This window comes from Pseudomonadota bacterium (assembly GCA_016711215.1).
GTDB lineage: Bacteria > Myxococcota_A > Polyangia.
Genome location: JADJTL010000005.1, coordinates 44,288 through 63,942, shown reverse-complemented (window position 1 = coordinate 63,942; position 19,655 = coordinate 44,288). Strand labels below are relative to the sequence as shown.

At 71.2% G+C, this 19,655-nt stretch carries 11 protein-coding genes; 9 read left to right on the top strand and 2 right to left on the bottom strand.

Annotation, left to right across the window (positions count from 1 at the left end):
• The first annotated feature begins 766 nt into the window (after positions 1-766).
• The 3 genes from IPL40_13410 (at position 767) to IPL40_13400 (ending at position 2,524) form a co-directional block, all read left to right on the top strand.
• On the top strand, positions 767-1,411 hold the full coding sequence (locus IPL40_13410; protein ID MBK8482143.1) for a nucleotidyl transferase AbiEii/AbiGii toxin family protein: 645 nt from the start codon (positions 767-769) through the stop codon (positions 1,409-1,411).
• Positions 1,412-1,565: 154 nt separating this feature from the next.
• Positions 1,566-1,874, top strand: coding sequence for a hypothetical protein (locus IPL40_13405; GenBank protein MBK8482142.1), 309 nt, complete (start codon positions 1,566-1,568; stop codon positions 1,872-1,874).
• Positions 1,871-2,524 (top strand): HEAT repeat domain-containing protein, encoded by a 654-nt coding sequence (locus tag IPL40_13400; protein ID MBK8482141.1) that lies wholly within the window; start codon positions 1,871-1,873, stop codon positions 2,522-2,524. Before IPL40_13405 ends, IPL40_13400 begins: the two co-directional genes overlap by 4 nt.
• 123 nt (positions 2,525-2,647) lie before the next feature.
• On the opposite strand, the gene IPL40_13395 is transcribed toward IPL40_13400, so the two are convergent.
• Both IPL40_13395 and IPL40_13390 read right to left on the bottom strand, forming a co-directional pair.
• A complete protein-coding gene (locus IPL40_13395; protein MBK8482140.1) occupies positions 2,648-2,806 on the bottom strand; it encodes a hypothetical protein in 159 nt (52 codons plus the stop codon).
• Between the two features lie 14 nt (positions 2,807-2,820).
• On the bottom strand, positions 2,821-3,000 hold the full coding sequence (locus IPL40_13390) for a hypothetical protein (protein ID MBK8482139.1): 180 nt from the start codon (positions 2,998-3,000) through the stop codon (positions 2,821-2,823).
• Positions 3,001-3,267: 267 nt separating this feature from the next.
• On the opposite strand from IPL40_13390, the gene IPL40_13385 reads away from it, so the two are divergent.
• From IPL40_13385 to IPL40_13360, 6 genes are all read left to right on the top strand, one after another.
• Positions 3,268-4,923: a glycosyltransferase family 39 protein gene (locus IPL40_13385; protein MBK8482138.1), complete on the top strand. Its 1,656-nt coding sequence runs from the start codon at positions 3,268-3,270 to the stop codon at positions 4,921-4,923.
• Positions 4,924-5,049: 126 nt separating this feature from the next.
• A complete protein-coding gene (locus IPL40_13380; GenBank protein ID MBK8482137.1) occupies positions 5,050-6,828 on the top strand; it encodes a histone deacetylase family protein in 1,779 nt (592 codons plus the stop codon).
• Between the two features lie 25 nt (positions 6,829-6,853).
• Positions 6,854-7,555 (top strand): hemolysin III family protein, encoded by a 702-nt coding sequence (locus IPL40_13375; GenBank protein ID MBK8482136.1) that lies wholly within the window; start codon positions 6,854-6,856, stop codon positions 7,553-7,555.
• 161 nt (positions 7,556-7,716) lie between these two features.
• Positions 7,717-8,208 carry a hypothetical protein gene (locus tag IPL40_13370; GenBank protein MBK8482135.1) on the top strand — a complete coding sequence of 164 codons (492 nt, stop codon included), beginning with the start codon at positions 7,717-7,719 and terminating at the stop codon, positions 8,206-8,208.
• Positions 8,209-8,408: 200 nt separating this feature from the next.
• Positions 8,409-13,685, top strand: a complete 5,277-nt coding sequence (locus IPL40_13365) for a tetratricopeptide repeat protein (GenBank protein ID MBK8482134.1) — start codon at positions 8,409-8,411, stop codon at positions 13,683-13,685.
• Between the two features lie 81 nt (positions 13,686-13,766).
• Positions 13,767-18,959: a hypothetical protein gene (locus IPL40_13360; GenBank protein MBK8482133.1), complete on the top strand. Its 5,193-nt coding sequence runs from the start codon at positions 13,767-13,769 to the stop codon at positions 18,957-18,959.
• The last annotated feature ends 696 nt before the right edge of the window (positions 18,960-19,655 follow it).

Sequence of the window (19,655 nt, the reverse complement as noted above, 5' to 3'; positions counted from 1 at the left end):
GCAATCGCACCACCACCGGGTTTGTGCGGGAGGGCTCGGCGGCGCGTAACGCGCGTACCGCCGCCAGCGCCTGCTGCACGGCCGAAAACGGGCGGTCTCGTCCGCCATCACCGTCGGCGCTGCCGTGCAGGGGATCGAGGTAGAAATCAGCCTGCGAGGCCGCACAGCCCTCGCAGCTGCCCCCGCAGTCGACGTCGTCTTCGCCGCAGTCAGTGTGGCCATTTCGGCAGTGCTCGCGGCAAGCGGCGCGCCCGTCCTCCTCGGCCAGGTCTCGGTGGGCGTCGCGGGCCGTGGCGTCGGGCGCGACGCTGCCGTCTGGGCGAAGCCGGTGTGCCGACTCGCACCCGAGCAGTACGACGGTGGCCGCGACAAAGAGATACGAAGGTGTCCCCCTCTGCGGCCTCCCAGCACGGTCTGCGGGCGGGAGAAGCGCTGCACGGCGCGGACGTCGCCGCTGGTCAGGTCGAGCGCCTGCGAACCCGGTCGGTCGCCGAACCCCTCCGGATATCCTCTCCGCCAAAGCAGTCATCACGCACGTACGAAACCGTCTTTCGAAGTGTGCGAGCCTGGCGTAGCGGGTGTAGTCTTTCACGATGGGCTTCACGTGGCCGCCGGGTAAGCAGAAAGTCGTCGGGGTTCGCTGCCCCAGTCGCGGTGGCTTGCGCGAAGCCGGCCGCCTACTGACCGCCGTGATATCTCTACGAAAAAATCGCAAATTCATCCCACGCGGCGTCTATCGCTTTCGCTCGTTCGAGGAGGCCACCGAGTGGTCGATCAAGATGATGGCGCGCCGGTAGATAAGTCACAATCCCGTCCTCCCACAGTGGATGACCTGCTGCGGGTCTGTGATGCCCTCAATCGCGCTGAGGCTCGATACGTGGTCGTGGGCGGAATGGCGGTCATTCAGCTCGGCTTTGTCCGTGCCACGGAGGACATCGACCTGCTCGTTGAGAGCTCTAACGAGAATCTCGACCGCCTGAAGCAGGCCCTGTCGGTGTTGCCCGACAAGGCGGTGCGAGAGATCAACCCCGGTGACCTCGACGAGTACGTCGTCATACGTGTCGCTGATGAGGTCGTAGTCGATCTAATGAAATATGCCTGTGGAATCGACTACGAAGCTGCTTCGCGCGAGGTCGAGGTCGTGGATATCGAGGGGGTGGCGATTCCCTTTGCCAACGCCCGCCTGATGTGGCGGCTGAAGCAGACCGTACGCGTCAAGGACGAGTTGGACCGAACCTTCTTGCGGCACGTGCTGGCCGAGCAGGGGGCTGAACCTCCGCCAGCCGCGGTCGGCACCCGTGGTGGAGCGGCGTCGCCTGTCCGCAGGGCAGCCTTCGGTGTGGTGCTGGCGGTGCTGATACCGGCTGCGCTGTTGATGGTCTACCTCTGGTGGCACCGCAGTCCCCCTTGAGGCGCGGCACATGCGGCGGAATGGCTCCCCGCACCATGGCTCCCGCTGGGGGGATGCCCCAGAGCGTGTTGAAGGGGTGAGGTAGCGGCGGCTCCTTGGAGGCCCGAGAATCGGGTCGACCAAGACAACCGGTCCACAGGACCCAGGAGCCGCCATGAAGAGGAAAGCCGCAGAGACGGGCAGAAGGCAAGAGGTCTGTCCGCAGGAGCTGTCGTTCGCGATGCAGCAGCTTGCGCTGCCGATGGTGCTGGCGTCGGAGGCGATCAAGAAGGGGCTGTTCGCGTTCGTGCAGCAGATGGGCATGCTGGCGTTCACGGAGCTGCTGCAGGCCGAGGCCGAGGCGATCGTGGGTGCGAAGGGGCGCCACCTGAAGGGTCGTACGCACCACCACTGGGGCGCGGCGAGCACGCCCCTGCCCTTCGGAGGGCGCCAGGCGGTGGTTGATCCCATGTTGATCGCATGAGCGACGCACACTGCATTTCTGCGGCAGCGCGGCGATTCCTGGAAGCCGTTGATCGGTTCAAGATCTGGGCATCGGGCACTCCAGAGAACGAACGGCACGGGGAGTGGGAGTGCGACTACGCAGACTGGTCGGAGATCTACGCCTCGTGGAAGAACCTCATAGCGGACACTCCCATCCAGCAGTGGAACCAGGCGCTAATGGACCTCGCTCTTTACGCGATCGCTCGGGACAACGAATGCCAGGTCCTCGCCAACCAAGTGCCCCGGGAATCACTGCGCGCTGTCGCGGAAGCGGCGTGCACCTGCTCGGAGCCCGACGCTAGGTGGCAATTGGCTGTGGAGCTAGGCGAGCCGCCTGGCGACGGCGAAGACCTACTCTTGAAGTTGGCCAATGACGAGAATGAATACGTGCGCAGAAGGGCCTTGCAGAGTCTAGCTCGGCTCGGGTCGCCGGCGGCCACCGAGCTCGCCGTTTGCGAGTGGGAGCAAGCGGGCGACGACTTCCCGTGGTCGCGGATGAACGCGCTGTGGGTGCTGCATCGTGTCTCGGACCCGTCCCTCGAGGCCTACCTGGCAAGGGCCCAGGAATCGCCGAACTCCCTGCTCCGGGAGTACGTGGACAAAGTCCGGCGCGGCGACATCGAGGCGTGACCGGGCGGCCGCGGCCGCAGTAGCTGTCCCCCGCCCAGCCCCTCGGCGCTTTGCCCCTGTGGAGACCCTTCTCCCGCGGGCAGCGCATGGCAGACCGTCTCGACTACTACTTCCGCCATAAGGTTACCGGTAACCGTTCAGCAGGTGCAGCTGGTCCAGACGCAGCATCAGCGCCAGCTCGTCGACGCTGTCGGCCTCCGGCTCGTAGTACAGGCCCGAACGGCTCAGGCGCAGCAACTCGCACTGACGGCGGACCGAGGGCTGAGCCTCACGGTCCACCATCGTGCGACGCTGCGCTAGCGGAGCCGCGCGAGCCCGTGTGCCAAAAGATCGCGCTCCACCGTCAGCTCGCCAATCTTCTGCAGCAGCTCCCGCTCGCGCTCGCCGCCGTGGCTCGGCTCGGCCTCGCGCTCGAAGGCCTGGGCTGCCTGCTCGACGAGCTGCCGCTTCCATTTGTAGATTTGGTTCGGATGCACGCTGTACCTTCGCCTTGAACGCTGCCGTGTGTCGGGTCCGGGTGCCTTTCATCGCTGCTGCTCCTTCTTGCTGAACAGCAGGCCCCCTTTACCACCCTAGCTCCTGGTCCAAAATCCGGGGTCCACTTCAGTCTTCAGCGCAGGGTTGACCGTCTGGCGGTGGCCCGCTAATCATCGGGCCGCCGATCATTGAGCCGCCGGTGGGCGGCCCCGTTGGCGCGCTTACGAGGTGCGGGCTTTGTGCCCGCGGACATACGATCGGTCCTCATGCTTCGCTTTCACGACCGGATCCAAGGACACGCCTGGCTCAGGGGGAGCGCGCTGCCGCGGCGGGGGCGTTACGCCGCCGGCTACCTCGCGGCGGTCGCCGTGCTCGGGTTGCTCTGCGCCTGGCTGCGGCAGCCGGCGCTGGAGCAGGACGTCTTCCGCAACGAGGACGTCGCCGGCATCACCTACAACGCGGACCTGCTGCGCCACGGCAAGCTGCCGCTGGTCGACAGCCTCGAGATCAAGGAGCCCGGCTCCTACTTCGTCACTGCCGGGCTCTGGCGGGTTTTTGGCCGCAGCCTGACGGTGTTGCAGACCTTCGGCGTGTTCTGGGCCTGGCTCGCCGCGGTCGGCGTGCTGGTCGCCGGGCAGCAGCTCTTTGGGCTGAGCACGGGCGTGCTCGCGGCGCTGCTCTACACCCTGCTGGCGCCGATCAGCGACAGCCTCGACGTCAACTACAACGCCTGGATGATGACGCCCTGCATCTGGGGCCTGGCGCTCTTCGCGCTCGGCCTTCGTCGTGGTCGGCTCGGCTGGTTTGTGGCGGCAGGGATCGCCGTCACCGTCAGCGCGGTGTTCAAGCGTCAGGCCGGCCTCGCCGCGCCCGCCTATGTGCTGGTGCTGTTGATCCTGCCGAGTCTGCGCGCCGCGCCCGCTCGGGCGGCTTTCTCCAGGCGTCGTGCGCTTGCCGCCTATATCGTCGGCGGCTTGGTTGGGCTGTTGCCGATCGCGACCTTCTACGCGCTGCACGGGCAGCTCGGCGCGCTGCTGCACCAGTTTTTCATGTCCGAGGGTGGGTGGGGCTATGTCAGGGGCGAGGTCGACTGGTCCGGGCGCTGGGAACGCCTCGAGGACGGCGTGCTCGGCCTCTGGGAGTATCTGTCGCTGCCGGGCCTGCTCGCTGCGTTGAGCCTCGCAGCGCTACCGCTGCGGCGGCGCAGCAACTTCAGCGCGGCCGAGATCCTCCTGGTCCTTCATCTGGCCTGCGACGCGCTGGCGGCGAGCGTTGGCTTCCGGTTCTACAAGAGCTACTACCAACAGCTCCTGCCGCCGCTGGTCTTGTTGGCTGCCCACCCCCAGGGCGTGCTGCTGCGCTGGTTTTCGGGGGCGGCGCGGCGCGCGTGCTGGCCCGAGCTGGCGCGCCGCCTGGCGTTGGTGGGCCTGCTGGTCGTCCTCGGCGTGCCCGCGGCGCTGCGCAGCCTGGCCGAGGTCAGGCATTCCCTGCGCACCCGCAACGAGTTCTCCACGCCGCACTATGAAGCGCGGCAGATCGCGAGCTTCATCGCCCGCCACACGCAGCCGACGGAGCGGATTTGGATCTGGGGTCGCTGGGGCTGGCCGATCTACTACCACGCCGATCGACTGGCGCCGACGCGCTTCTACAAGGTGCTGGGGGTGGTCACGACCAACCTGACCAACACCTGGCGCCGGCCGACCGAGATGACGCGCTTCGTCCCGCGGGGGCCCTGGCGCGAGCTGGCGGCGGAGCTGAAGCAGACACTGCCGCCCTTCATCGTCACGGCGAATAACGAGAGCTACGCCGGCTTCACCCCCTTTGAGAGCCTGCTGCGGCAATCCTACCGGCCGCTGAGCGGGGCCGGTCTGTCGGGCTTCGTGGTTTGGGTCCGCAGCGATCGGCAGGTCCGCTGGCCGTGAGCGCCCGAAGGGTGGCGCAGTCAGGGGCGGCGGAGGGGCGGGTTGGGCTGAATCATTGGGCTGATTCGTCGGGCTGGCGCGATTGCGCTAGGCTGCGCGGCTCAACACCGACGCTCGGGGGTTGCTATGTTCCGCATCCGCCTGCTCTCCCACGACGACATCCCCAGCAGCCGTGCGGCGATCGCGCACGTGCAGGACATCCTGCGCGGCCAGTTTCCGGCGCTGCGTGAGACGGATGTCAAGAAGCTTCCCGACCAGCTCCGCGATCCGATCAAGTACCGTCTTCGCTCGCTGCTCTTCGTTGCGGAGGGGCCGCGGCGCGAGGTGCGGGGCTTTGCCCTGATCAACCACGCGCCCGATCTCGACTTCTGCTACCTCGACTACATCGCCAGCAAGAAGGGCATCACCGGCGCTGGCATCGGCGGCGCGCTCTATCAGCGGGTACGGCAGGAGGCCGCCAGCCTGCGCTCCGTCGGCCTCTTCTTCGAGTGCCTGCCGGATGATCCGGCGTTGAGCCGGGCGCCCGAGATCCTGAAGCAGAACGTCGCCCGCCTGCGCTTCTACGAGGGCTACGGGGCACGTCCGATCACTGGGACGCTCTACGAGACGCCGCTGCGCCCGGAGGACGACAATCCGCCCTACCTGGTCTTCGACCCGCTGGGCTCCGCCAAGCGGCTGCGCGCGGAGACGGCCCGCACCATCGTGCGGGCGATCCTCGAGCGCAAGTATGGGGCGCGCTGCCCGCCCGGCTATATCGATAAGGTGGTCGCTTCGATCAAGGACGATCCGGTGCGGATCCGCGCGCCGCGCTACGTGCGCAAGGAGCCCGAGCCGGTGCGCCGCGAGGTCGTGCCCGCCGATAAGAGAATCGTGCTGGTGGTCACCGACCAACACGCGATCCACCACGTCCACGATCGCGGCTACGTCCAGTCGCCGGTGCGCATCCGCAGTATCCTCAAGGAGCTCGAGCGCACCGATCTCTTCCGGCGGGTGGCGCCGCGGCACTTCTCGGAGCGCCACATCCGCGCGATCCACGACCCCGCCCTGATCGATTACCTGCGCAAGGCCTGCGCGAACCTCAAGCCGGGCGGGTCGATCTACCCCTACGTCTTCCCGATCCGCAACGCCACGCGGCCGCCGAAGGAGCTGCCTTACCGCGCGGGTTACTACTGCATCGACACCTTCACCCCGATCAACCAAAACGCCTTCGTCGCGGCCAAGCGCGCGGTCGACTGCGCGCTGACCGCCGCGAGCAGCATCGTCGACGGCGCACGCATCGCCTATGCGCTGGTGCGACCGCCCGGTCACCATGCGGAGCGGCGCTCGTTTGGCGGGTTCTGCTACTTCAACTCGGCGGCGATCGCCGCGCACCACCTCAGCGCGCTCGGCAAGGTGGCGATCTTGGACCTCGACTACCACCACGGCAACGGGCATCAGGACATCTTCTACGAGCGGAGCGACGTGCTCACGATCTCGATTCATGGCCATCCGCGCTTTGCCTACCCTTTCTTCTCGGGCTTCGAGGAGGAGCGCGGCACGGGCGCGGGCCTGGGCTCGAACATCAACTTCCCCTTGCCGGAGACGATCACGCCGAGCCGCTATCAAGAGGTGTTGGCGCAGGCGCTGCACCGCATCCGGCGGCATAAGCCGACGACCCTGGTGGTCGCGCTGGGCCTCGACACGGCGAAGAACGATCCAACCGGGACCTGGAGCCTGCTGGCGAAGGATTTCCTCGAGAACGGCGCGGCCGTCGGCAAGCTCGACCTGCCGACGCTGGTGGTGCAGGAGGGCGGCTACGACAATCGCGTGCTCGGGCGCAACGCGCGGCACTTCTTCGCCGGGCTGTGGAGCGCCGCCTATGGGCAGGACGCCGCTTCCTTCATCGCCGCGGGGCGCAGCAAGTAGCAGCCGGCCCCGCGACGGCGTGATCATGAAGCAGCGCGTTTCACCGACCGAGAGCGTGGTGGCCAGCGGGCAACGAGCTCACAGTTACACCCGCGGTGAGGAGCTCGCGGCGAGCCTCACCCATGGCATCGGTACCGCGCTGGCGATCGTCGGCCTGATCGTCGTCGTCGGTCGGGCGGCGCGCCACGGGGGTAGGCTGCAGGTCCTGAGCACGGCGGTCTACGGCCTGACGCTGGTGCTGCTCTACTTGGCCTCGACGCTCTATCACGCGATTGAGCGGCCCAGCGCGAAGCGCGTGCTCAAGCTCCTCGATCACATGGGGGTCTACCTCCTGATCGCCGGGACCTACACGCCCTTCACCCTGATTACGCTGCGCGGACGCTGGGGCTGGATCATTTTCGGCACGATCTGGGGCCTCGCAGCCCTGGGCATCGCGCTGGAGGCCTGTTGGGTGCTCCGACCGCGCTGGGTCTCTGCGGTGGTCTACGTCGCCATGGGGTGGATCATGCTGCTCGCCCTGCGGCCCTTGGTGGCGAACCTGGCCAGCAAGGGGCTTTGGCTGCTCTTCAGCGGCGGTGCTGCCTACACGCTGGGGACGATCTTCTACGTCTGGACTCGCGTCAGGTACATGCACGCGCTCTGGCATCTATGGGTGATCGCCGGCAGCGCCTTCCACTTCTTCGCCATTCTCGACTACGTCGTGGGCCCCGCGCCGGGCGGCGGCTGAAAGTGTTGCATCGCTTCCACGCTGGGGGTGAAGATGCGTGGCATCTATCGGCGAAGGCGTTGGTCTCGGAGGCAGCCCTGGAGGCCTCTGGAGCGCGCTTCGCGTAGGGAACCCGCAGCGCGCTATCAGGCGCGCTGCTCGCTGCAGCGAAGGAGGATCAGTTGACAACGAAAATATGGCTTCCGGTAATGGCTCTGGCGACGATCTTCGCAGGAGGGCTGCTCTTCTCCGCGGCGTGCAGTGACTCGGATGACGATGGCGACCGCTTGCCGCCGGATAGCGGCGTGCGGGTCAGCGACCGTGGGGTGGTGGGCAGTGACGCCACCACGATGGCTGACGCCGGAATCGACAATACCCAGGGCACCTGCACGCGCAATGACGGCAACGGGAAGTTCTGCATCGCCTACTACGGCATCCCCGCGAGCAACCTGACAGCAGTGAAGGGCGGCTGCGCCGAGAGCTGGGGTGGTAGCTGGGCAGCCGGCGAGCTCGAGTGTCCAGGCACCGGACTGATCGGGACCTGTACGCTGACCGGCAGCGCCAAGGGCGGCGCGGTCGGTGCGATCATGAAGGTCTTCACGCCGACGGATCCCGACACTGCCCGCAACAGCATCTGCGGCGATGATGGCACCTGGGAGCCGGCGGCCGGCTAGCGCTGGCAACTTGGGACGCGCCAGCGCAGGTTGGCGCGTCCGCGAGGCGTGGCCGCAGCGAGCGACGCCCATGGGGCGGGAGCGAATTCGCCCGCGTCGCGGGGGGCGGGCTGTGCTAGAAACGGGCGCGGTGTTCGTGGGCGCGGCGTGGGGCGGGGGAGGTCGGCGGGGCGGCCGGCGCGGCGCTGCGGAGACGACCGATGGCAGACGCGGCCCCGTTCGATTACCAGCTCAGCGCGCGTGAGCCCGCGGGCTTACCAGCAGCGGGCGCCGCGGTGCCTGCACTGACGCCACAAGAACAAGCAGACGACGACGACGGGCTTGACAGCCCGACGCTCGAGCTTCTCGGCGTCGAGGCCGACACGCCGAGCGAGCCGACGCCCTGGCGCTATGGCGTCGCTGCCGCGGCGAGCGGGGGCGGCGCCAGCGACCCAGAGAGCCTGCTGCAGTACGTGGAGCGCGAGCGTGCCGCCGCCAGCGGTGCGCCGGGACGACGCGCGCTGATCGACTACGAGCGCGGTGAGCGTCTGGCGCTCTTGGACTGGGATGCGAGCGGCGCGAGTGAGCGCGGGACGCGCGCAGCTCCCACGTCCGCGGCCGGTTTGTCGCCCGCGCCGACAGCGACGGCCGGGGAGTTGGCCTGGCGCAGTGCGCTGGATGCCGATCCGAGCCTTCGACCGCCCTTCTGGGCGCTTTGGCGCACGCTAACGGCGTCGCGCCGTTGGCCGGAGTTGCTCGTCTTGATCGACGAGCGGATCCGTTACGAGACCGACGGCCAGCAGCGCGCGGAGCTGTTCTTTCATAAGGGGTGGCTGCTCGCTGAGCAACTTGCCCAGCCGGCGGCGGCGGCAGGCGCGCTGCGCGCCGCCTGGACCGCGAGCGACCAGCGCTGGATCGCGCCGGCGCTGGCGCTCGAACAGCTGGGTGTGGCTCAGGGCGAGAGGTCCTGGATCGAGGAGGCGTGTCGGGCGGTGGCGAGCGCGGCGACCGACCGCGAGGCCCGGGCCGCGGCGCTGCGGCGGCTGGCGGCGCTGCGGCGCGAGGAGGGACCGGAAGGGGCCGGCGAGGCGCTCGTCCTGCTCGAGCGCGCGAGCAGCCTGCTGGAGCAGCGCTTGCCGCTGCTCTATGAGCGCGAGGCGATCGCCGCGCAGGCGGGGCTGCAGCACGAGCAGGTGCGCGCGCTGAGGGCGGTCGCCGCGGCCCTGCAGCAAGAGCCGCTGCCTGACGAAGGCAGCGATCGCGCGGCGGCCAGCGCAGAGGCAGCTTGCTGCCTGGTGCAAGCGGCGCAGCTCTGTGAGCTCACCCTCGCCGACACCGCCCAGGCGGGCGCACTCCTGGGGGAGGCGCGCTCACTGCTGCCCGGCGATCCCGTGGTCGCCGAGGCCTGCCTGGGCTTCGCGCGGCGACAGGGCGATTGGCGGCAGGTCGTTGAGCTGCTCGAGCAGCGCTTATCCTGCGGCGAGGGTGCCCTTGGCGAGGCGCGCTCGTTGGCTGCGAGCTGGCTCGAGCTGGCGCATGCGCAGCGGCGCGTGGGTGCGGGGGCCGCGGCGCAGTCCGCGTTGCAGCGCGCGCGGGAGCTCGAGCCGCTCGAGTTGAGCGTGCTGGTGGAGGCCGAGCGCGAGGCGATTGGCGCCGGACGCTGGTCGCAGTTGGTCGAGCTGGCGCTGGCCGAGGAGCGCGCGGCCGCGCTCGCGCGGCCCACCGATCGGATCACACGCGCCGCGATCCTGACGCGCGCCGCCCTCGTGGCCTATTTGCACGCGGCGAGCCCAGAGCAGGCCGTCGAGCTCTGTCATGCCGCGCTCGAGCTCGACCCCGGGGCGGAGGCGGCGCAGGACCTGCTCGCCGAGCTGCTCTTGGTCAGCGGACGCCACGTGCCGCTGGTCGAGCTTTGGGAGCAGCAACTCGCCGGCGCGAGCGCGGACCGCGTGGCCGCTGGGCTCGAGAAGATCGCCGACCTGGCGGCCGGGCCGCTGGCGGATCCGCGGCGTGCACTCGACGCGCTCGATCGGCTGGCGCCGCTGCGCCGTGGCGATCACGGCCTGACGGCGCGCAGGCTCGCGCTGAGCGAGCGCTGCGGCGAGTGGGAAGGGGCTGACGCGCTGCTCGTCGCGCTGGCGGCCGGCGCGAGCACGCCGCGCGAGCGTGAGGGGCACCTCTTGCACCGGGCGTGGCTCGCCGCGGGCCCACTCGCCGATGCGCGGCGCGCGGCCGATCGCTTTGGCGAGGTGTTGGACGCCGATCCGACGCAGCCCTACGCGTTGCTCGCTGCGGATGCCTTGCTGCGTGCCAGCGGGCAATACGCGGCACTGGCGCTCCGCTGGGAGCGCGCGGCCGAAGTTGCTGGCGACGCCGGGCAGCGCGCGATGGCCCGTGAGACGCTGGCCGCGCTCTACGCCGGACCCCTCGGCCAGCCCGCGCGCGCCGCCGCGCAGCTCGGTCAGTTGCTGCGCGAAGCGCCGCGGGACCGACACGCGCTGCGCGCGCTTCAGCGGGCGCAGCGCGCCGCTGGCCGCCACGAGCGTTGGGCCGAGAGCTTGGGCTGCGAGCTCTCACTGATCGGCGATCCGCAGGTCGCGGCGCGGCGCACCGTCCTGGCCGGCGAGGCCTGCGAGCAGGCCGGGGCCGCGGAAGCGGCAGAAGGGCATTTCCTACAGGCGGCGCGCTTGGCGCCCGGCGGCAGCGCGACCTGGCGCGCGGCGACGAGCGCGCTCGCGCGGCTCCGCCTGGCACGTGGGGCAGGAGCCGAGGCCGCCGCGGCGCTCAGCACGCTAGCCGAGACCGCCTCGACGGAGTCGGAGCGGGCGCTCTGGCGCGCTGAGGCCGCGTGGTGGGGTGCGGCGCCGGGGGCGGAGACGCTCGCAGGCTCGACGCCAGGCGCGCCGCCGCAGGAGCCACGGCCGGCGCCCGCGTTGCCGGAGGCGGGGGCGGCGTTGCCAGAGCTCTGGGGTGCGCTGCTTGCTGCGGGCCAGCGCCGCGATCCTGGCCGCCTCAGCGCCCTGCTTCACGCCCTGGGCGATCGCTGCGACGACCCGGTCCTGGCCAAGGCGCTGCGCAGGCGCGCGACCCGCTTGGGGCGAGCCATCGATCCCGGCGCTGCGGACAATGCGCCGGACAATGCGCCGGACAATGCGCCGGACAATGCGCCGGACAATGCGCCGGACAATGCGCCGGCTGAAGCGCCGGCCCGTGCGCCCGCCGAAGCGCAGGCCAATGCGGCCAGTGGCGAGACGACGGAGGACGAGGGTGCTGCCGGGCTGCTCGAGCGGCTGGGGGATCGACGTACCTCTGCCGCGCAGGGGGCTGCGTTGCTTGGGCAACTCGCCGCGCGGCTGCACGAGCGACATCGACCTCAGCTTCGGCTCAGTCTTAGTCTGGCCCACGAGCTCGCGGGTCAGCCGGTCGCGGCGCTCGAAGCGGCGTGCGCCTTGTTGCGCGAACAGCCCGATCACCTGCCCGCGCTGCTGACCGTGCAGCGCCTGTTGGCCAGCGCCGGGGAGCACGAGCCCGAAGCGCGGCTGTGGCTGCGTCTGGCGCGCCTGATGCGTCAGGCGCCCGCGCGGCAGGATGCGCTGCGTCGAGCCGGCGCCGGCTTTGAGCGCGCGGGTCTGATGTCCGCCGCGATCGCGACCTACCGCGCGCTACTCGCGGAGACGCCGACTGATGTGCCGCTGATCGAGCACCTCACGGGGCTCTGCAAGGCAGCCGGCGAGCTCGCGCAGCTCGACGACGCGCTGACGCTGCGGCTGGGCCTGACGCTCGCGCCCGCGCAGCGCCTCGCCCTCTTGCTCGAACGGGCCCGCCTGCGCGCGCAGCAGCTCTCTGACCCGCGAGGGGCCGCGCGCGATCTGCTGCGCGTCCTCGCGCTCGATGCCGAGCACGCGGAAGCCTGGCAGCGCCTCGCCGCGCTAGCAGACGAGGCTGGCGACCTGGCCCGCGCCGTCAGTTGCTATCAGCGCGTGCTCGAGTTGGACGGGGCAGGCGAGCAACGCCCAGCGGCGCTGCTGCGACTGATTGAGTTGCTGGTGCGCGCCGGCCGTGGCGCGGAGGCGGCGGTCCTCTGTCGCGAAGAACTGCAGCTCGACCCCGACAATGTCACCTTGCTCGAGCGCCTGGCGCGGCTTTACCGCGAGCAAGGGGAACCGCGGCAGGCCGCCGAGACGCTGGTGCGGCTGATCGACCACAGCGCCGCCGCGCCACGGGTTCAGGCCGAGGCCCTTGGGCGCCTGAGTCAGCTGCGTGCCCAGGCGTTGGGGGAGCCCGCGCGCGCGATCGAGGACCTCATGCGCGCCCTCGAACTCGACCCGACCAGCACCTCGCTGCTGGCCCAGGTGCATCACCTGCTGCCCGAGGCGCTCAATAGCGCTGCGCCGAATACGGATGCTCCCAGTTGGGTTTTCTTCGGCACCTGGGCCGCGACCTTCGCCGAGCGGCTGCGCGAGCTGATCCGCCACGATCCCGCGCGTCCCGAGGCGTACCGCGCGCTCTTCGAGCTGGCGCTGCGGCTGGAGGACCTCCCGCTGCAGCAGGCGGCCGCGGCCGCGCTCGAGGTCCTCGGCGCCGCCACCGAGGCGGAGCGCGCCTGCCTGGTTGGCTCGGAGCGGAGGGGCGGCGCTGCGCTGCTGATCGGTCGACTCGAGCCCGCAGATTGGTCGCAGCTGCAGCCGGCGGCAGGTCGCGGGGCCTATGGCGAGCTCTGGCGTTTGTTGGTACCGGCGCTGCCGGTACTCTTTCCGGAGCACCTGCCCCACGACGCGGCGCAGCTCGCCTGCGGCCGGTTGACTCCGCTGCACGCGGCGGACGCGCTGCCGCTGACGCGCTTTGTGGCGCAGGCCGCCGCGTCCCTCGGCGTCGAGGTCGGAGCGCTGCGGGTCAGCGCGCAGGCCGGCGATCGGGTCCTCGCGTTGCACGGCACGGCGCCGCTGCTGGTGCTCGGCGAGGCGCTGTTGGCCAACGACACGCCGCAGCAGCGCTGTCGCGTCGGCCGCTGGCTCGGGCTGCTCCGCGAGCAGGCGACTGCCTTTGCCAGCCTGACGCCTGAGGAGCTGCGCTTGGCGATGGCGGCGATCATCTATGGCGTCGAGGCCGGTACGGGCTTCGGCTTGGCGCGAGAACGCGTGGCCGCGGCCGCGCGGATTTTGCGCAAGCGACTCGGGCGGCGCACCCGACGTGCGCTGCCGCTGGCCGTGCAGCACGTGCTCCAGCGCGGCGGAAGCTTCGAGCACTGGCGACAGGCGGTAGAGACGACGGTCGATCGTTGCGGCCTCGTCCTCGGCGGCGAGCTTGGAGAGGCGCTGGTGCAGCTCGCGACGGAGCGGCCGAGCGCGGCCGGCGCTGGTCTCGGCACCCTGCCGGAGAGCGCCTCCGAGCACGATCGCTCGGAGCGAGCGCGGCGCCTCGGCTTGCTGACCTTCTCGGTGAGCAGCGAGCTGCTCGAGCTGAGGGCCAAGCTGCTCGGCGCTGGTCGCCTGTCGTGAAGGAGAGCGATCGTGAGCGTGAGGCGACGGGCAGCATGACGTATTTGCCGAGGCGAGCGAACGAGCTGTGGTGAGGGAACGATGAGCAGCGCAGCCGGCGGCCATGCGGAGGGGAGCGCAGGCGCGGGATCCGTGACCTCGGGTGCGTCCACCGTGCTCTTCAGCCCGGAGGAAATCCAGCTCGAGGAGCGCATGGGAGCGGCCCTGGGGGTCTTGCTGGGAAGCGGCGCTTCCGACGCTGGCGCGGGCGCGCCGGCGCGCGCTGCCGCGCTGGCGGCGCGGGAGGCCTGGAGCGGCCCAAGCGGCGAATCATGGAGATCGGATCGCGAGCCGGCCGCGCTGACGGCGCTGGCGGTGCTGGCGGCGCGCGACCATGGCGCCATGTCCGGGGGGCTTGCTGACGCGACGTCACCGCGGCCTACGGACACGCCCTTGGCGCAGGCCGCGGATGCGCCCTCGGATCCGCCCCAGGCCGGGGCGATGGGCTCATCCTGGTCCAACGCCGAGCTGCTGGAGCTGGGGCCGCTGACGATGGTGTCGACGGGAGAGGTGCTGCCCGAGGCCGTGCAGTTCGCGCCGGAGTTCGCGGGTGCGCTCGCGGGCGTCGAGGACGAGCTCGAGGTGCCCGAGGGCTGGCGGGTCGAGCCGACCCCGCTGGCCGACGAGCTGACGGTGGCCGAGATCGAGCGGCTGAGCCTTCCGTCGGGACGCGAGCCCTCTGCGCCGCCTTCGACCGCGGCGTGGAGTTGGCTGCTCGACGTGCTGCCGGGTGAGGCGCGCGTCGCCCCGACGCCCCAGCTCGCGGCGGATCTGCAGCTGCTTGCCGCCCACGCCGCGCGGCAACTCGGCGAGAGCAGCACCGCCGTCGAGCTCTTTCGCGAGGCCGGCGTGCAGCACGCGCGGGACGCGGGGGCGCTGGTGGGCCTCTGGTGCGAGTCCCTGCGTCAGCATGATCTGCCGGCCGCCGCGGAGGTGCTGAGCGCGCTGGCCCTGACCACTCGGGTGCGAGATCGCGCCGCGGTGGCGCTATTGCGGGCCGAGCTGCTGCTCGCGGCCGGGGCGCCGCTGGCCGAGCTCGCCCAGGCGCTGCCTGACGGCGGCGACGGCTGGGATCAGCGCTTGCTGGCGCTCGACGTGGCCGCCGCCGGGGGCGCGTTGCAGCCGCTGATCGAGGCCTTGAAGGCGGTCTTGCTGGGGACGCGGGCGGAGAGCGAGGTGCGAGCCTCCCTCGCCTTGATCGTCGGCCGCCTGCACGAGGCCAGCGGCGATCTTGGGGCCGCGGCGCTCGCCTACGACCAAGCGGCGCGCGGAGTGACGGCGGCGGCGGCGGCGCTCGGCGCCTTGCGCGTGGCCCTGCGCGGCGGGCAGCAGGCGCGGGCGGATGCGCTGCGGGAGCGGGTCGCCGGGCTGACGGGAAGCGCGCCCCTCGGGGCCTCCGGCGAGGCTGCGGCGGTGCGTGGCCCGCGCGCTGAGGGGGACGATGCCCTGACGCTCGAGCGCGCGATCGAGCTCGCTTGGGCAGCGGGCGGCGGCGCTGGCGTCAGGGAGCTGACGCTGCAGCAGGCACGGCGGACGAGGGCGTTCGGCGAGCGCGCTCAGCTCTTTGCCGATGCAGCGTGGGCGGCCGAGACCCTCGAAGGCGACGGGGCGACCGCCGCGGCGCTCTATGACGAGGCGCTGCAGAGCGATTCGTCGCACGCCGGTGCGCGGCGTGGACTTCAACGCCTGGCGGCCCAACATCCGACGGCGACGCGGGCGGCCGCGGCGCTCGATGGCTTCGCCGCCACCGAGACGGGCGCGCGCGCGGCAGCGCTCCACCTGCACGCCGCAGGCCTGCTGGAGACCCTTCCAGGGCAGGGGATCGCCGCGACGCAGCGCCTCGCGGCGGCCATCGTGGGTGATCCGGGCTGCCGGATGGCGGCGAGCTGGCTGCGGCGGCATGGGCAGTCCGGTGGTCAGCATGAGCGCATCGCCACCGCGCTGGAGACCGCGGCCGAGTCGGCGCCGGAGCGCGAGGATGCGGCCCGCCTCTGGCTGGCGACCGCCGAGGTCTACGACGGCCCGCTCGCGCTGCCGGCGCAGGCCTTGCGCTGCTATCAGCGAGCGGCGAGGGATCGTGGCGAGGAGCGCGCGACGGGCGCGGCGGCGGTCCGCCTCCTGCGCGTCGGCGTCGCTCCGTCCTCGCTCGCGCAGCCCGCTCCAACGGTGAGCGAGCGCGTCGCCTCTTGGGAGGCGTCGGCCGCGCCCTCGCTTGCCGTTGGCGGATGGGCGGGCCTACCGCGGGCGTTGGTCGAGGCCAGCCACGGCGACTGGTCCCATTTCGCGAGCTACCTCCGTCGGGTCAGCGCGGCACGCGATGGTGCGTGCGGCTGGGACGCGCAGGCTCAGACGCTGCGCCTGGCGGCGCTGCTCGAGCGCTCCTTCGACGACCTTGGCGCTGCTGCGTCGGTCTATGCGCGCCTGGCGGAGGACCCAGCGCTCGGCCGGGCGGGGCTGGCTGGTTGGTGGCGCTGCTGCGCGGCGGCCGCCGGCCCGGCCGTCCTGCCGCCGAGCACCCTAGGGCGCCTGCTCGCGCAGCTCGGCGTCGATGCGGCTCCGGGGCTGGTGCTCCTGGCCTTCGACCCCCGCCTCGCCGCGGTACCAGAGGCTCGAGCGGCGCTCGCCTCGCGGCTGCTCCAGGCGGGCCCCTGGGCCGCGGTTTGGTGCGAGCGGGGTCGCAGCGCGTTGGACGGCGTCGGGGACAGCGCGGCGGACACTAGTGCGGGTTTACGGGCCGCCGAGAGGGTCGCCCTCGCCGCGCCTGAGGCGGCGCGATCCGCTGTCGGTAAGCGCGATCACGACCGTCTGCGCGCGCTCGGGCGAGAGGCCCAGCGCGTCGCGGGTGAGGACGCCGCCGCCTATTGGTTGGTCTTTGGCGGCATGCTCGCGCGCGATCGCCGCGCGAGCAGGGATCGCTCCGCGCGCGTCGCGGGTGATGGGGTCGGCAAGGAGGGCGGGCTGGTCGCGCTGCCCACCGCGCAGAGCGCCTTCGGGCGCGTGATCGCGGTCAGCGGGAGCTGGGGGATGCAGAACGCGCTGCTGCAGCTCCTTGCCGCGGCGTGGAGCGCGCGCGATCGCCAGCGTGTCGCCGCGCTCTGCCAGGAGTGGTCGCGCCTCAGCGCGGATCCTCGCGAGCTCGCCGCTGGCGCGCTGCTCGCCGATCTCGTGCGCGCGCCTGCCGAGGGCGCTGGTGGCCCGCCGCAGCCCAGCGAGCGGGCGCTCTTCCTCGGCCATGTCTATCAACAGCGCCAGGCTGCGCTGAATGCAGGCCGCTGGGCGGAGGCCTTCGAGGCGGTGCAGGCCGAGCTGCGGCTGGCGCGCGTCCCCGAGCACCGACACGCTGCGCATTGGCTGGCCGCCGAGCTCGCCGCTTGCCAGCTCGCGCGCCCAGCCGAGGCGGTGGCGCACCTCTCGCGGCTGACGGATCTCGAGCCGGACGATCCGGCGGCGAAGGACTGCTTGACGCAGGTCTTGGTCGCGGCCGGCCAGTGGGCCGAACTGGTCCAGGCGGTCGAGTCCTGGATCGCGCGCGAGCCGAGCGCCGACCGCCGCCTCGCCTGGCATCGCCTGGTCTTTCGCGTCGCGCGTGAGCAGCTCCGGGACCTGCCGCGCGCCGAGCGGCACGCACGTTTCGCCCTCGAACTCTGCCCACATGACGGGGACGCCTTGTGGGCGCTCGCCGACCTCTGTGAGCAGCAGCAGCGCTGGCCCGAGGCGGCGGCTGCGGTCGCTACCGCCGCCGAGCTCGAACGTAGCCGTGGCGGCCGCATCGCGTTGCTGGTGCGTCTCGGCGAGCTGACCCTCCAGCGCCTCGGCAACCCGCAGCGCGCCGCCCTAGCGTACGAGGAGGCTGTCAGGCTCGATCCCACGCATCGCGAAGCGATCCGCGGTCTCGCCCAGTGCGCCCGTCAGCGCGGGCAGCTCGAAGCCGCCCTGGACCTGACGGCGCAGCTCGTCGACAGCGAGGCGGACCTGCGCCAGGGGCTGCGGGAACTGCTGCAGATGGCCCGCCATTGCGAAGAGAACGGGGCTGAGGTGACGCGCGCGGGTAAGCTCTTGCAGCGGGCGGTGGGCCTCGCCCCGGCCGATCTCGAGGCGCTCGAGGCGTTGGTGTCCTTTGGTCGGCGTTGGCCCCAGCAGGCCGATCCCTCATTGTATCTCGATCGCGCGCTGAAGCTGATGCGCTCGCGGCTTGCGGTCGATGCGGCTGAGCCCTTCGCGCTGCATGCGATCTTTCGCATCTGCGCCTGGCTCGAGCTGCCGGACGGCTGCTGGTGCGCCGCGCAGGCGCTGAGCGCGCTCGGGCAGGCTGACCGCGACGAAGGGGCGTTCCTGCGCGAGCATCCAGGCGAGGGCGGGGCGCCGACCAGCCGCGCGATCTTCGAGGACGAGGCCCAGACGCTGCTCTTGCCGACCGGGTTGCCGCGCGCGCTCCTCGAGGTGCTCGCCGCCCTGCGTCAGCCGATCAGCCGTCTGGTCGCGAGCGGCGTGGCCGAGCATGGGCTGAGCCTGCGGGACCGGCTGACGGATGTCCGTCACCCCTGGCGGGTGGCGGCGGATCGTCTGGCGCGCGAATGGGGCGTCGAGACCTTTGAGCTCTATGTCGTCGGCCACCGACCGCGGTTGCTCGCGCTGGACCCGGGCGACCCTCCAGCCGTGCTGGTCGGCTCGGCCTGGCTGCAAGACGCCACCCCAGCGGAGATGGCGTTCATCGTCGGGCGCGCTCTTTGGGGTCTGCGCCACGCCCTAACGCCGCTCGACAAGCTCTCCGACCTCAAGCTGCGACAGCTGCTGCTCGCGATCCTGCAGCTCCATGGCGTCAACGGCGCGGCGATCGGTCCGATCGACCGGGAGGTCGAGCGCTGGTCGGCGCGGCTCGGCCGCTGGGTTTCGCGCCGCTTGCGCGAGCGACTGCTCCCGCAGGTGCTGGAGTGCGCGGGCGGCGGTCTCGACGTGCTCGCGCTGCGGGATCTCGCGGAGGCCGGCGCGAATCGCGCGGGTCTGCTGGCCTGCCGCTCGCTCGTTGCCGCGGTCTCGGTCTTACGGCGCTTGGACGGTGATCCCATCGCGTCCCCTGCGGCGAGCGCAGCCCGTAGCGAAGGGCGCGCGGAGATCTTCGCGGATCTCCTGCGCTTCGCCCAATCAGAAGAGCATCTCTTGCTCAGGCGGCGCCTTGGCCTCGCGCTCCGTGGCGGGGACGATGGACCCTCCGGCTTGCGCGACGGCCGCCGATAATCATCGACGTAAGCTGAAGTCGGAGAGGTGGGAGGGTTGCCGTGGCCAGCGCCGGCGCGGCGCGCTCGCCCCCCATTGCCGCCGGCGCCTCGCGAGGCAGCGTCGCGCCCTGGCTCGGCTGATGAAGATCGCCAAAGAATGCCAGGTGCTTAGGCCAAAGGGCGAGGGCCTAGGCGGGCAGGCCATCCTCGGGCCGGCCCGAGGCCGAGCGCGCTCCTGTGACCTCGTCGATGGGGCGATCGGCCTCGGCATAGCCGTTGCATTAGAAAGGCGATACCTGGCTGCCGCGGCGGCCACTGCTCGGGTCCGGGGCGGCGTGGTAGGGACGGGGTCGGTGGCCTCTCTGGTGTCGAGGGTGGTTGGTTCGGGGCGGCGTGGCCGGAGGGGTCGGAACGAGCGTGTGGGGGGGCAGGGTCCCCGCCGCAGCCGGGTGGCTCTCCCCTGGTGCCTTCGGGAGCCAGGCGAGGAGGGTCTGGGGGGAGTGGAGAATAGGCCGTAGGGAATAAAGGGAATAAAGCGTCGACCGGGCTTCGCATAGACGACACCCACCCGACGCTGCCATGATAAGCCGGCCTCACGAAGAGGCCGGCTTTTTTAATGTCCTCTGCAGGCCTTGGTTCGACGTCGACGACACCGTTGATGACAGCGTAGGCAGCGCGGCCGGGCAGCGCGACCGCGAGCTTCGATGATGACTCC

What these genes read in the sequence shown, in the direction of transcription:
- IPL40_13385 (MBK8482138.1), top strand. Translation starts at nt 3,268, where the DNA reads ATGCTTCGCTTTCACGACCGGATCCAAGGACACGCCTGGCTCAGGGGG.
- IPL40_13405 (MBK8482142.1), top strand. Translation starts at nt 1,566, where the DNA reads ATGAAGAGGAAAGCCGCAGAGACGGGCAGAAGGCAAGAGGTCTGTCCG.
- IPL40_13395 (MBK8482140.1), bottom strand. Translation starts at nt 2,806, where the DNA reads ATGGTGGACCGTGAGGCTCAGCCCTCGGTCCGCCGTCAGTGCGAGTTG.
- IPL40_13380 (MBK8482137.1), top strand. Translation starts at nt 5,050, where the DNA reads ATGTTCCGCATCCGCCTGCTCTCCCACGACGACATCCCCAGCAGCCGT.
- IPL40_13360 (MBK8482133.1), top strand. Translation starts at nt 13,767, where the DNA reads ATGAGCAGCGCAGCCGGCGGCCATGCGGAGGGGAGCGCAGGCGCGGGA.
- IPL40_13375 (MBK8482136.1), top strand. Translation starts at nt 6,854, where the DNA reads ATGAAGCAGCGCGTTTCACCGACCGAGAGCGTGGTGGCCAGCGGGCAA.
- IPL40_13365 (MBK8482134.1), top strand. Translation starts at nt 8,409, where the DNA reads ATGGCAGACGCGGCCCCGTTCGATTACCAGCTCAGCGCGCGTGAGCCC.
- IPL40_13400 (MBK8482141.1), top strand. Translation starts at nt 1,871, where the DNA reads ATGAGCGACGCACACTGCATTTCTGCGGCAGCGCGGCGATTCCTGGAA.